Below are 12,829 nucleotides of genomic sequence, written 5' to 3'. Positions count from 1 at the left end.
TGCGTCGCGCGACGCTGTGGAGGTGAAGAAACTAGGGATTGCGGGTATAGCGACCGTGCTCGGTGACCACGTCTCCCTCCAGTTCCATGATGAGCAGCATGGAGGACAGCGCGGCGGCCGTCAATCCGGTGCGTTCGACCAGGGAATCCATAGGGGTTGGGTCATGGCCCAGCGCCTGCCACAAGCGCTGGTAGTCCGGATCCGGGCGCGCCGGGCCGGCTTGCGGCGGTGTCCTGGCCTGATCAGTGGGGGCGGCCAGGCGCTGGCGCAAGGCGCTTGCCAGTTCGCCCGACAGCAGGCGCAGGCCGTCGATGACCTGGGCCGGCTCCTGGGCCAGGGTGGCGCCCTGCCGGATCAGGTGATGGCAGCCCCGCGCGAGCGGATTGTGCAGCGAGCCGGGCAGGGCGAACACCTCGCGCCCGGCCTCCGCCGCCAGCCGCGCGGTGATCAGCGCGCCCGAGCGCATGGCCGCTTCCACCACCAGGGTGCCCAGGGCCAGCCCGGCGATGATCCGGTTGCGGGCCGGGAAGTGCCCCGCGACCGGCCCGGTGCCGGGCAGGTATTCGCTGACCACCGCGCCACGCGCGGCGATGCGATCGCGCAGGGAGTGGTGATTTGCCGGGTAGGCCACATCCGCGCCGGTGCCCACCACCGCCACGGTGATGGCCCCGGCACGGGCAAGCGCGGCCTCGTGTGCGATCGCGTCCACGCCGGCGGCCATGCCGCTGACGATGGCCAGCCCGGCGCCTGCCAGGCCGGAGGCGAACGCGCGGGTGTGGTCGCGGCCGCCGGCGGTGGCGGAGCGGCTGCCGACCACGGCTACGCCCGGGTGCCAGAGCGCGTTCGGGTCGCCGTCCACGAACAGGGCCAGCGGCGGATTGACGATGTGGCGCAGCAGGGCGGGGTAGTCGGGATCGTTCAGGCCGATCAGGTGATGGCCGGGCTGCTCGCACCACTGCAGGGCGGCGTCCAGCGAGCGCGCATCGGGGGTCTGCAGCCGTGCCGCCTGCAACTCGTCGCAGCCGGCGGCAAGCCAGGCCTCGGGCCCGGCCGCCAGTAGCTCGGCCGGGCTGGCGAAGCAGTCCAGCAGCGCATGGCGCGGCGGGCTACGGCCGCCCGCCAGGAGCAGGGTCAGGAGTGCGCGCAGGTCGGAAGTGGGGAGGGCCATGCGTCCAGCCTGAACCGCAAACGCCGACGGCGCCCTCAGGCGCCGTCGTATTACCGCATCGGAATTTTCGCTTACTGCGCGTCGGGATGCTTGACGAAGTAGCCCAGGCCGGTCGGCTTGACGCTTTCCATCACCAGCGCATAGCTGACCTTGTCGAAGGTACGGAACACCATCGCGTGCGAGGCGTATTCGTCGGGCAGGCCGACGGTGGAGCCGGCCGGGCCGCTGAAGTCGTCGTCGGTCCGCGAGAAGCGCGAGTGCTTGACGCGGTCGCTGACCGTGCGGCCCTTGCGCCAGATCGAGAACACCGTGCCGTTGTTGATGCCTTCGCGGGCACCGCCGGAGATGGCGATCACGTCGCGGGTGCCGCCGACGGTGAAGGCATCGGAGATGGCCAGTACCCGCAATTCGGTCTGCAGGGCCTGTTCCGACGGCGGATGCGGGATGAACTGCAGGTCGTAGGGCTGCGCCTCGACGGCGACGATGCGATCGCCGGCGCGTACTTCGCGGCCGCTGTCCTGCAGCAGCAGGGTGGCCGCCTTGGAGTTGCCGCCCGCCGCGCTGCGCGTGATGGTGCCGACGTTGACCTGTGCCAGTTCGTAGCCGAGGAACTCGCGGCGCGTGCTCGGCGCGATGTAGTTCTCCCAGATGTTGCCGGCGCCTGCGGTGATGTTGCCGGCCGCATCGAGGTCTTCGTTGTGCTTGGGCAGGCTGAACTTCACCGTCGGGCGTACCACCGCAAAACGCTGGCCCGGCTGTGCATCGTCCAGGCCGACCACATAGGCCACCTGGCCGGTGGTGGCGCGCGTGCGGCCGCCTTCCAGGCCCACCACATACGGCAGCTGGTCGAAGTCGTCGGTGACGCGCAGGTTCTTCAGGAACGGCTCGACATCGGCCAGCGGAATCGCATTGATCGGCGCTTCCTGGCGCGGACCGGGCTGGACGGTGCCCTTGGCGACGCGATCCAGGTAGGCCAGGCTGATCACGTCACCGGGATAGATCAGGTGCGGATTCTGGATCTGCGGGTTGGCCTGCCAGATTTCCGGCCACAACCAGGGTTTTTGCAGGAAACGTCCAGCGATGTCCCACAGGGTATCGCCCTTGCGGACCACGTAAGTCTCTGGATGCTCGCCCACCGCTTGCGCGGCAGCGTAGGTCGCGACGGTCAGCATCGCCGCAGCGACGACCGTACGAAGTCGGTTCAACATGAGTGCCTTCTTGCCTGATTCCCCAACAGGTCTGCGCACTATAGTCCAGAAACCGGGGCGTCACGCAAGCATTGCGCTAGAATGACAGCGTCTTGCCGGCGCAGCGCCGGTGTTCCCAGACGGGTAATCCCATGGCTTTGCTCCCTATTCTCGAATTCCCCGATCCGCGGCTGCGCACCAAGGCCGTGCCGGTCGACGCTGCCGAGCTCACCAGCCCGGCATTCCAGACCCTGCTCGACGACATGTTCCAGACCATGTACGAGGCGCCCGGCATCGGCCTGGCCGCCAGTCAGGTGGACGTGCACAAGCGTTTCATGGTGATCGACGTCAGCGAGGAGAAGACGCTCCCGCAGGTGTTCATCAACCCGGAGATCGTGAGCAGGCAGGGCGAGCAGGTCTACCAGGAAGGCTGCCTGTCGGTACCCGGCATCTATGCCGACGTCGCCCGCGCCGATGCGATCACCGTGCGCTATCTCGACCGCCAGGGCAACGCGCAGGAACTGAGCACCGACGGCCTGCTGGCGGTGTGCATCCAGCACGAGATGGACCATCTGGACGGCAAGTTGTTCGTCGATTACCTGTCGCCGCTCAAGCGCGAAATGGTGCGCAAGAAACTGGCCAAGCAGCGTAAGCACGTGGCCTGAGGGCAGGGATTGGGGAGTTGGGATTGGGGATTGGTGAAGCGGGTTTTCTGGCTTGCCGGATCCGTTGGTCCCCATCCCAATCGCCGGGCGCGGCGCTATCGCGCGTGATTAAAGCGATGGCGCAGGCCGTCGCTGCGCGCGCTCCGCGTACACGGATGGAGCGACACGTCGGGATTGGGGATGTGGATTGGCCAGCCACTGCGCTGTTGCCCAAGCCCCCTGCTGCGAATCCCGATGCCCGAATCCCCATTCCCCGCTACTGCCACTCACAAATCCCCACTCCCGAATCCCCGCCCTATGAGAATCGTATTCGCCGGTACGCCGGATTTTGCCGTCGCCTCGTTGCGCGCAGCCGCGCAGCGGCATGAAGTGGTGGCGGTCTACACCCAGCCGGATCGGCCTGCCGGCCGTGGCCGCGGGTTGACGCCGTCGCCGGTCAAGCTGGAGGCGATTGCGCGCGGCATCCCGGTCTTCCAGCCGCAGACGCTGCGCTCGCCGGAGGCACTGGCCGCGCTGCGCGCGCTCAATGCCGATCTGATGGTGGTGGTGGCCTACGGCCTGATCCTGCCCAAGGCGGTGCTGGCCGCGCCGACCCATGGCTGCTGGAACGTGCATGCCTCGTTGCTGCCGCGCTGGCGTGGCGCCGCGCCGATCCAGCGCGCGATCGAGGCCGGCGATACCGAAACCGGCGTCTGCCTGATGCAGATGGAAGCCGGACTGGATACCGGCCCGGTGCTGCTGTCGCAGCGGCTGGCCATCGGCGAGCAGGAAACCGGCGGGCAGCTGCACGACCGCCTGGCCGCGCTGGGCGCGCAGGTGCTGGCCGATGGCCTGGGCCTGCTGCGTGCCGGCATCCGCCCGGTGGCGCAGCCGCAGCCGGCCGAAGGCGTGACCTATGCGCACAAGCTGGACAAGACGCAGGCGCGGCTGGACTGGACCCAGCCGGCGCAGGAGCTGGCACGGCGGGTACGCGCGTTCAATCCATGGCCGGTGGCCGAGGCGGTCCTGGCCGGCGAGCGCGTGCGCCTGCATGGTGCGGTGGCGCTGGAGCTGGCCCATCAGCAGGCGCCGGGCACCCTGCTCGCCGCCAGCAAGCAGGGCATCGACATCGCCTGCGGGCAGGGCGCGCTGCGGGTGCGCGTGCTGCAGCGCGAGGGCGGCAAGGCGATCACCGCTGCCGACTACCTCAACGCGCGCCGCGACCTGCCGGCGCTGCGCTGATGTCGGCAGAGACCGCAACCGCCGGCGTCGGCTCGCGTCTGGCCGCAGCACGGGTGCTGACGGCGGTGTTCGACCAGGGCCGCTCGCTCAAGGCCGAACTGGCCGCGACCTTGCCCGGTCTTGATGATCCACGCGACCGCGCGCTGGTGGAGGCGATCTGCTTTGCGGTGCTGCGCCGCCGCCCGGCCTATGACGTGGCATTGCGGCAGTGGCTGGAACGCCCGTTGCCGCCGCGCGATGCGGAACTGAAAGCGCTGCTGATGGCCGGCTTCGCCCAGCTCGACGTGCTGCAGCTGCCCGCGCATGCGGCCTTGTCGGCCACCGTGGACGCGTGCCGCGCGCTGGGCCGGCCGCGGCAGGCCGGCATGGTCAACGCGATCCTGCGGCGCGCCCAGCGCGAGGGGTTTCCAGCGGTGTCCGCCGATGCGGGCTGGCCGTCCTGGCTGCGCAAGCAACTGCGCGCCGATTGGGGCGAGCAGGCCGAACGCATCTTCGTGGCAAGCGCGCAGATGGCGCCGATGTGGCTGCGCGTGCAGCGCTCGCGGATCGACCCGGCCGGCTATGTGGCCCGGCTGGCCGCGCTGGGCATCGGCGCGGACACGGATGCGCTGTTGCCGGATGCGGTGCGTCTGCACGGGGCGGTGCCGGTGAGCCAGTTGCCCGGCTTTGCCGACGGCGATGTCTCGGTGCAGGACGGCTCTGCCCAGCAGGTTGCCGATGCGCTGGCGCTGGCGCCGTCGGCACGCGTGCTCGATGCCTGCGCGGCGCCCGGCGGCAAGGCCGCGCATCTGCTGGAACGTCATCCTGGCCTGCAGCTCACCGCGCTGGATGTGGATGCGCGCCGGCTGCAGCGGGTGCAGCAGACCTTGCAGCGCACCGTGCCGGCCGCACAGGTGACCTTGCACACCGCTGACGCCGCCGATACCGCCGCATGGTGGGACGGCCAGCCGTTCGATGCGGTGCTGCTGGATGCGCCGTGTTCGGCCACCGGCGTGGTGCGCCGTCAGCCCGACGTGCTGCTGCATCGCCGTGCCGACGATATCGACGCCTTGTGTGCGTTGCAGGCGCGTCTGCTCGACGCCACCTGGCGCACGCTGCGGCCGGGCGGGCAGCTGCTCTACACCACCTGTTCCCTGCTGGCGCGCGAGAACCAGGCGCAGGTGCAGGCATTCCTGCAACGCACTGCCGATGCGCAGGCGCAGCCGCTGGGTGCGCAATTCGGTCATGCGGCAGGTGCCGGACGCCAGCGTTTTCCCGGCGAGCAGCACTGCGACGGTTTTTTCTACGCGCTTTTGCTAAAAGCGTCCTAACCGCGCGCCGATCCCGGCGCTCCACCTGTGCATCCACTGCCGCCCGTCATGCTCAAGACTCGTGCTTCCAAGGATTTCTGGCTGCTGGCCATCACCGCCGTTCTGGTGATCGGTGCCGGCCTGGGACTGCGCGACCCCTGGCCGTCGGACGAGCCGCGGTTTGCACTGGTCGCCAAGCAGATGGTGATGAGCGGCGACTGGCTGTTCCCGCATCGCGGCAACGAGCTGTACTCGGACAAGCCGCCGATGCTGATGTGGCTGCAGGCGCTGTTCTACACGCTGCTGGGCAACTGGCGGGTGGCGTTCCTGCTGCCGTCGCTGCTGGCGGCGCTGGGCACGCTGGCCTGCGTGTACGACCTGGGGCGGCGCCTGTGGACCCGGCGCGTGGGCGCGTATGCGGCGTGGATGCTGTTGTTCACGCTGCACTTCACCTTCCAGGCCAAGAAGGCGCAGATCGATCCGCTGGTGGTGTTCTGGATCACCCTGGCCAATTACGGGTTGCTGCGCCATCTGCTGCTGGGGCCGGCCTGGCGCTGGTGGACGCTGGGCTGGTTTGCCGCCGGGCTGGGTGTGATCACCAAGGGGGTCGGCATCATCGCCCTGCTGATGCTGATCCCGGCCGGCATCGCGGCGGCGCGCGGCTGGCCGGGCGTGCGCGTGCATGTGCGCGATCGGCGTTTCTGGCTGGGGCCGCTGTTCTTCTTCGTCGCGATCCTGCTGTGGTTCGTGCCGATGATGGTGACCGCGCTGACTGCCGGTCAGCCCGAGTACCGCGTCTATCTCAACGACATCCTGCTGCGCCAGACCGCCAAGCGCTATGCCAATTCCTGGGATCACGCGCAGCCGGTCTGGTACCACTTCAAGGGCATGGCCACGATGTGGCTGCCGACCATCCTGGTGCTGCCCTGGGCGATCCCGGCCTGGTGGCGCCGGCTCAAGCGACGCGATGCGCGCTATCTGTTGCCGCTGGCCTGGTGGCTGCTGGTGCTGGTGTTCTTCACCATTCCCAGCGGCAAGCGCGATGTGTACATCCTGCCGGCGCTGCCGATGTTCTGCCTGGCGCTGGCGCCGCTGGCGGCAGGCCTGCTGCGTCGCGCCGGGGTGCAGCGGCTGCTGTTCGGATTCGTGCTGCTGCTGACGGTGGCCTTCGCTGCCGGCGGCGCGGCGATGCTGATCGGGCACCCGGGCTTCGAGCAGAAGATCATGGACAGCCGCGGGGTCGGCAGCGAGGCCACCGACCCGCTCGGCTGGCTGCTGCTGGCAGTCGGTCTGTGGGGCGTGGCCAGCCTGTTGCTGCTGCGGGTGCGCCGCTCCGCGTTTGCCGCTGCATCGCTGCTGGGCGCGTGGTGGGTGGCGTTCGGCCTGGTCTGCTATCCGATCTTCAACGACTCCAGTTCGGCGGGCGCGGTGATGCGCGAGGCCGGGCGCCGGATCGGCCCGGACGCGCAGCTCGGGCTGGTGGCCTGGAAAGAGCAGAACCTGCTGATGGCCGACCGCCCCGCGCAGACCTTCGGCTTCAAGGTGCCGTGGGAACAACAGCTGCAGCGCGCGGTGGCCTGGCAGGCAGAGCGTCCCGATCGACGTTGGCTGATGGCGCAGGAGACCGCGCTGCTGGCCTGCGTGGACCGCAGCCGCAGCCAGATGGTGGGGGTGGCCAACCGCCGTCGCTGGTGGCTGGTGCCGGCCGATGCCGTGCACGGGAGCTGCGTGGCGAGCTCCGAGCAGCGGGCAGTGGAAGCGCAGGAGCAGGGCAACCTGGACACCGAATGAGCCGGCGCAGCGCAGGTGTCTGCCGCGATCGGCGGCCCGTCAATGCCGTCGCCGGCCGCTGTCTAGCATGGATTCATGCGGGGCATCGTTAGCTTGGCCGGCGTCGCTGACGCGTGTTGCCCGATGTCACCCCCACTTGCCACCGATGTCTGAATGAATTCCTTGCCCACCCAGCCCGCTGCGCTTTCCTCGTCGGCCCCCATCGCATCACCTGCAGGTGTGGGCATTGCCGAACTGGGCGTTTTCGCGTTGACCGCCTTGGTGGTCAGCATGCCGAGCGGGTTGCTGCCGTTCGGGCTGTGCCTGTTGCTTGGCTCGCTGGTGGGGTGGCGCAGCCTGCGCGCAGGCGTTGCCATGCGCCCCTGGTCGCTGCGTGCGCTGGGGTGGTTGGCCGCGGCGGTGATCGCGATGTCGCTGTTGTCGATCGTGCTGTTCGAACACGGGCTGCGCGATGTCGACAACCGCTCGCGCTTTCTGGTGCTGCCGTGGGCGGCGGTGTGGGCGTACGCACTGCGGCCGCGCCAGGTCTGGCTATGGCGTGGCGCGCTGGCCGGCGTGTTCGCGGCAATGTTGATCGCCATGCTGCAGGTGATGAACGGTGCCGACCGCGCGGAAGGCTGGACCAATGCGATTGTATTTGCCGATATCGCGCTGATGTTGCTGGTAGTGGCGGTGTTCTGCCGCCCGCCTGGCAAGGTGCGCTGGCTGGTGGGCGCGGCCATCGCCACGGTGGTGGTGATCGTGCTCAGCGGCAGCCGCGGGGTGTGGTTGTCGCTGCTGGTGACCTTGGGCGTGCTGATCTGGGGCGCGCCCTGGCAGAGCGCACGCATGCGCTTGCTGACCTTCGTCGGCAGTGCGGTGCTGGCGGTAGGCGTGGTGCTCAGCGTGCCGGCGTTGACCCAGCAGATGCGCCTGGGCGAGTTGCAGAGCGACCTGCAGCGCTACGAGGTCGGCGACAGCGACTCGTCCGCCGGTGCCCGGATCGAGCGCCTGCATGTGGCCTGGGACACCTTGCGCGCGCATCCGCTCACCGGCATCGGCGTCGGGCGCTTCGACGATGCGATGCGCGAGCTGCCGGTGTGCGCCGGCGACACCTGGCTGCTGCGCTGCCATCTGGGCCATGCGCACAACGATCTGGCCGAGTGGGGCGCCACCCAGGGCGTGCCGGGCCTGTTGCTGCTGTTTGCGGTCTACGGGGTGCCGTTATGGGTCTTCGCGCGGCTGCATCGCCGCAGCGGCCAGCGCCAGTTCCGCGGACCGGCCGCGGCCGGGGTGATGATCGTGGTGAGCTATGCGCTGTGCGGACTGACCCAGTCGATGTTTGCGCACCAGGTGTCGGCCAGCTTCTATACGGCGATGGTCGGTGTGCTGGTCGGGCTGGCAGCGCGTCAGGCGCAGGAGTTCCCGGCTCGAGCGGCCGACAAGGTCTAGCAAGCGGGCTTGCGGTGGCGATGGGTTATTCGCGCGTCACCGGAATTGACGTGGTGGACTGCCGGCTTCGAGCGCGTCTTGCGCCGACGTAGCGGCGAACGCAGTCGTGTTGCTGGCCGCTCTCAGTCGCCGCGCCGCTCGTCCGCACGCGGCGGGTCCTGCACCGGCTGGTTGTGCTGCAGCAGCCACAGCATGATGGTCTTCTGGCGCACGTAGTTGGCGCGCACGTAGGCATAGATCAACCCGTGCCAGCCATCGCGAAACCCGCCGCGCAGCAGGTAGCCGCGCCAGAAGCGCCAGGCCGGCGCCAGCACCAGCTTGCTCCAGGTCGCGCGCTTGCCGCGCGCATGCTCGTGCTCGGCCATCATCTGCGCATAGCGCTGGGTCTTGGCCAGTTGCTGCGCCAGCGAGCGGTACGGATAGTGGATCAGATCGCCGGCCAGGGTCACCACTGCACCGTCGACACTGGCCGCCTCGTGGATCTCGCGCTTGCCGCGCCAGCCGCCGCGGCGTCGATCGAACAAGCGCAGCACCCGATCCGGATAGGCATTGCCATGGCGCAGGAACCGGCCGAAATAATCCGACAGCCGTGCGAAGCGATAACCTGCCGCACCGGCAAAGCCGCCATCGCGCGCGGCAACGATCGACGCCCGCAGGGCATCGCTGACGCGTTCGTCGGCGTCCAGGCACAGCACCCAGTCGTGGCTGGCCTGCGCAACGCAGAACGCCTTCTGGCTGCGGTAGCCATCGAAGGCGCGCTGCAGGACGCGTGCGCCGTGCGCGGTGGCCAGCGTCACGGTGGCGTCGGTGGAGCCGGAGTCCACCACCAAGATCTCGTCGCAGAACGCCAGCGAGCGCAGGCAGTCGCGTAGGCGATCGGCCTCGTTGAACGCGATAATGCAGGCGCTGATGCGCGGCCGTTCGTCGGGTGCGGTCGAAGAGGACATGTGATGGCTCAATACCTGCTGTTCGCAACGGAGCGTTACGCGTTGCCTATTCTGGCGCCATTGGCGCAGGCATTACAGGCCCGCGGGCACGCCGTGTCGGCGTGGTTCGAGGGCGGTGCACGCGGGCTGGTGTTGCCGGACGTGCGCGAGGTCGGCCTGCGCGAGGCGCTGGCGTTGCGTCCGCGTGCGGTGTTCAGCGCGGCCAACTGGGTGCCGCCGTTCATTGCGGGCGCCAAGGTGCAGCTGTTCCATGGGTTCAACGTGCAGAAACGCGAAGACAACCGCGGGCACTTCCGCGTGCGCGGATTGTTCGATCTGTATTGCACGCAGGGCCCGGCCACCACGGCGCCGTTTCGCGCGCTTGCCGAGCGCGAAGGGCATTTTGCCGTGGTCGAAACCGGCTGGCCCAAGCTCGACCCGGTGTTCCGCGACGATGGCGGCCGCAGCGCTGCACTGCGCGCGCCCGCCAACGGGCGCCCGGTGATCCTGTTCGGCTCCACGTTTACCGAGCGCTTGAGCGCTGCGCCCGCGCTCTACGACGAGATCGCCGCCGATATCGCACGCGGTGCGCATTACTGGCTGCTGACGCTGCATCCGAAGTGCGCGCCGGAGCTGTTCGATCGCTATCGCGCGCTGGCCGGGCCGCATGCCCGCTTTGTCGAACCCGAAGAAGTGATGGCCGCGCAGCGTGCGGCCGATGTGCTGGTGTCGGATACCTCGTCGATCGTGTCCGAGTTTGTGGTGCAGCACAAACCGGTGGTGACCTTCCGCAACCGCGTGCCGCAGCCGCATATGCTGGACTTCCAGCAGCCCGGGCAATTGCCGCAGCAGCTGGCGCGCGCGCTGGCGCCGGATGCGTTGCTGCGTAATGCACTCGCCCGTTATGCCGATGCGATCCACCCGTACCGCGACGGGCAGTCGTCGGAGCGGGTGATCGCAGCGACCGAGGACTTCATCGCCGGCAAGCTCGGCCCACTGCGGCGCAAGCCGCTGGGCGCAGTGTGGCGAGGCCTGCAGATCCGCCGCGAACTCGGATACTGGGGCCCGGTACAACGCTGATCACTGCGAGTTGCGCATCGACGAGACCGCTGCCAATCAGCACTTCACCCAATCCCGAATCCCGACTTCCCAATCCCGATTCCCAATCACCAACGCAGCTTGCGTCGCGCCAACGCGGCACCCAACTGCGCCTGCAGCGCCTGCGCCTGCGCCAACGGCACAAAGCGCAGCCGCAACCCCGGGCCGGCCGCGCTGGCGCCGGCAGTGTCCAGCCACAGCGTTGCGGTGCCGGACAGACGGTCCAGCGGCGAGCGTTGCAGTTGCAGCGCCTGCAGCTTGTCCAGCTCGGCCAGCCGCCACCAGCGTTTCCACCAGCCGCCGCGCACGGCGACAAACCGTGCATCCACCGCGTAGCCCATGCGGTGCACCTGGCGATGCGCCTTGAATGCGCTCCACGGCAACCACAGCAGCAACCACGCCGCCTGGTTGCCGAACTGCCAGGCCAGGCCGATCACCAGCGGCAGCAGCAACAGCAGCGTGGGCAGACTCAATCGCCACCAGCAATGCGTGGCGATCGCCTGCCACTGTGCCGGCGGCCAGGCGATCCCCGGCAGCAGGCGTTGCAACAAGGCATCGCAGCGCTGCGGGTCGGCAATCGGCGCAAGCTCCTTCAATGCGCTGCCTTCGCGGTCGGCGCTGCCGGCCACTGCAGTCTCCACCCGCAACTGGCGACGGCCGAACAGGCGATGCAGGCGGCTTTCGTACAGCGTCCACGACTGGATGCGCCGCAGCGCCACGCTGCTGCGGATGCGCGTCAGCAGGCCGCGCTCCACGGTGAGGCGGCGCTCGGATTGGCTAAGATGAAAGCCGTGGTACTGCGCCACCGCCAGCGCCACCGATAGCGCGCGCATTGCGACCAATACGGCCAGGGCGCCGAGCACCACCAACGCGGCGGTCACTGCCGCCCCCGGATGGATCTGGCTGACGTAGCGGTAGGCCAGCTCGCCGTTGTGTTCGACGAAGTTGGACACGGTGCGGCGCGGAATCATCTGGTAGATCACGCCGAAGCTGGCAGCCACCACCACCATGCCGCGATTGGAGATCAGCCCCAGCCGGATCACTTCGCCCAGCGGCAGACGCAGTAGCGTGTTGCTGTCGGTCTCGATCTGCGGCGTGCTGGCATCGGCGTCATGCGTGCGGCGACGGATCAGGTCTTCCAGCGCCAGTGCCTGGTCCAGCCGCAGCACGCGCATTTCCGCTTCGGGCTTGTGGCCGCCGGCCGATTCCAGGCGCACCTCGGCCACGCCGGCCAGCCGGTGCAGCAGCGATTGATGCACCACCACGTTATGGATGCGCGCGAACGGGATATCGCGCCGGCTGCGTTCCAGCAGCCCGCTGCGGATCGCCACCCCATCGGTGCCGATGCGGTAGCGATAGGTGAAATAGCGCAGCACCGAGATTGCCACCAGCACTGCCATCACCACGCCGGTGGCGATGTGGTCGGCCGAGTCGCGGCTGCCATCGCGGCTGCCGAACAGCACCAAGGCCGCCAGCGGAATCAGGAACTGGCGGATCTGCTGCAACAACACGAACACCCACGACAGCGGATGCAGGCGCTGCTCGTCTTGGCCGGGGTGTTCGATGGCGCTCACAGCGCGTCGTCGTCGTGATCGAGCTGGCGGGCGAGGCGGTCGCGCAGGCGTTCGGCATCGCCCTGATCCAGGCCGGACAAGGCCACCGCGTTGAGCCGGCTGCCGGCGGTATGCACCACCAGCGTGGTCAGCCGGGTGGCGCGTTCGATCGGGCCGCGGCGCAGGTCCACGTGCTGCACGCGCGAAATCGGGATGCGCGTGTCGCTCTGCCAGAGATGGCCGCGTTGCAGCGCCAGGCCGTGCTGGTCGAGTTTCCAGTGGGTGAGCCGATGCCGTTTGACCGCGAACCACGCACCCAGCAGCGCGGCCACCACGGTCACGCCCAGCACCACCGGCCAGTCATGCCAGGCGTGCAGCACGGTGACGGTCACGCCGGCGGCGATCAGCCCGACACATCCGCCGCCCAGCGCGCCGTTGACGCCGGCCACATACGCACCGCGTTGCGGTAGCGGTTGCCACTGGGTGTGGTCCACCGCCGG

Annotated in this window: 11 protein-coding genes; 6 read left to right on the top strand and 5 right to left on the bottom strand. The window is 69.0% G+C overall.

Annotation, left to right across the window (positions count from 1 at the left end):
• Nucleotides 1-31 precede the first annotated feature (31 nt).
• The gene (gene dprA, locus AC1PLS_RS18720; RefSeq protein WP_481092085.1) at nt 32-1,168 is read right to left on the bottom strand and encodes a DNA-processing protein DprA; all 1,137 of its coding nucleotides are present in this window, start codon (nt 1,166-1,168) and stop codon (nt 32-34) included.
• A gap of 71 nt (nt 1,169-1,239) precedes the next feature.
• Nucleotides 1,240-2,376, bottom strand: a complete 1,137-nt coding sequence (locus AC1PLS_RS18715; protein WP_481103978.1) for a LysM peptidoglycan-binding domain-containing protein — start codon at nt 2,374-2,376, stop codon at nt 1,240-1,242.
• Between the two features lie 131 nt (nt 2,377-2,507).
• On the opposite strand from AC1PLS_RS18715, the gene def reads away from it, so the two are divergent.
• The 5 genes from def to AC1PLS_RS18690 all read left to right on the top strand — a co-directional run bounded on the left by def (nt 2,508) and on the right by AC1PLS_RS18690 (nt 8,752).
• The gene (def, locus tag AC1PLS_RS18710) at nt 2,508-3,020 is read left to right on the top strand and encodes a peptide deformylase (protein WP_046344678.1); all 513 of its coding nucleotides are present in this window, start codon (nt 2,508-2,510) and stop codon (nt 3,018-3,020) included.
• 297 nt (nt 3,021-3,317) lie between these two features.
• Nucleotides 3,318-4,241 (top strand): methionyl-tRNA formyltransferase, encoded by a 924-nt coding sequence (gene fmt / locus AC1PLS_RS18705; RefSeq protein WP_047124865.1) that lies wholly within the window; start codon nt 3,318-3,320, stop codon nt 4,239-4,241.
• A complete protein-coding gene (gene rsmB / locus AC1PLS_RS18700; protein ID WP_184433161.1) occupies nt 4,241-5,551 on the top strand; it encodes a 16S rRNA (cytosine(967)-C(5))-methyltransferase RsmB in 1,311 nt (436 codons plus the stop codon). The genes fmt and rsmB overlap by 1 nt, the downstream gene beginning before the upstream one ends.
• 48 nt (nt 5,552-5,599) lie before the next feature.
• The gene (locus tag AC1PLS_RS18695) at nt 5,600-7,321 is read left to right on the top strand and encodes an ArnT family glycosyltransferase (protein ID WP_184433164.1); all 1,722 of its coding nucleotides are present in this window, start codon (nt 5,600-5,602) and stop codon (nt 7,319-7,321) included.
• Nucleotides 7,322-7,474: 153 nt separating this feature from the next.
• Nucleotides 7,475-8,752 carry an O-antigen ligase family protein gene (locus tag AC1PLS_RS18690; RefSeq protein ID WP_126966527.1) on the top strand — a complete coding sequence of 426 codons (1,278 nt, stop codon included), beginning with the start codon at nt 7,475-7,477 and terminating at the stop codon, nt 8,750-8,752.
• A gap of 122 nt (nt 8,753-8,874) precedes the next feature.
• Here AC1PLS_RS18690 and AC1PLS_RS18685 read toward each other — a convergent pair whose 3' ends face one another.
• The gene (locus AC1PLS_RS18685; RefSeq protein ID WP_184433167.1) at nt 8,875-9,699 is read right to left on the bottom strand and encodes a glycosyltransferase family 2 protein; all 825 of its coding nucleotides are present in this window, start codon (nt 9,697-9,699) and stop codon (nt 8,875-8,877) included.
• On the opposite strand from AC1PLS_RS18685, the gene AC1PLS_RS18680 reads away from it, so the two are divergent.
• Nucleotides 9,700-10,758 (top strand): CDP-glycerol glycerophosphotransferase family protein, encoded by a 1,059-nt coding sequence (locus tag AC1PLS_RS18680; RefSeq protein WP_184433170.1) that lies wholly within the window; start codon nt 9,700-9,702, stop codon nt 10,756-10,758. It abuts the gene before it with no gap.
• An 86-nt stretch (nt 10,759-10,844) separates the two neighbouring features.
• Here the strand turns inward: AC1PLS_RS18680 and AC1PLS_RS18675 are convergent, their stop codons facing one another.
• A complete protein-coding gene (locus AC1PLS_RS18675) occupies nt 10,845-12,350 on the bottom strand; it encodes a PH domain-containing protein (RefSeq protein WP_184433173.1) in 1,506 nt (501 codons plus the stop codon).
• A complete protein-coding gene (locus tag AC1PLS_RS18670) occupies nt 12,347-12,823 on the bottom strand; it encodes a PH domain-containing protein (protein ID WP_184434329.1) in 477 nt (158 codons plus the stop codon). The genes AC1PLS_RS18675 and AC1PLS_RS18670 overlap by 4 nt, the downstream gene beginning before the upstream one ends.
• Nucleotides 12,824-12,829: the final 6 nt, after the last annotated feature.

Source organism: Xanthomonas sp. NCPPB 3218, assembly GCF_056725185.1.
Note: the sequence above shows the minus strand (reverse complement) of the source record. Positions and strands in the feature narration are given on the sequence as shown.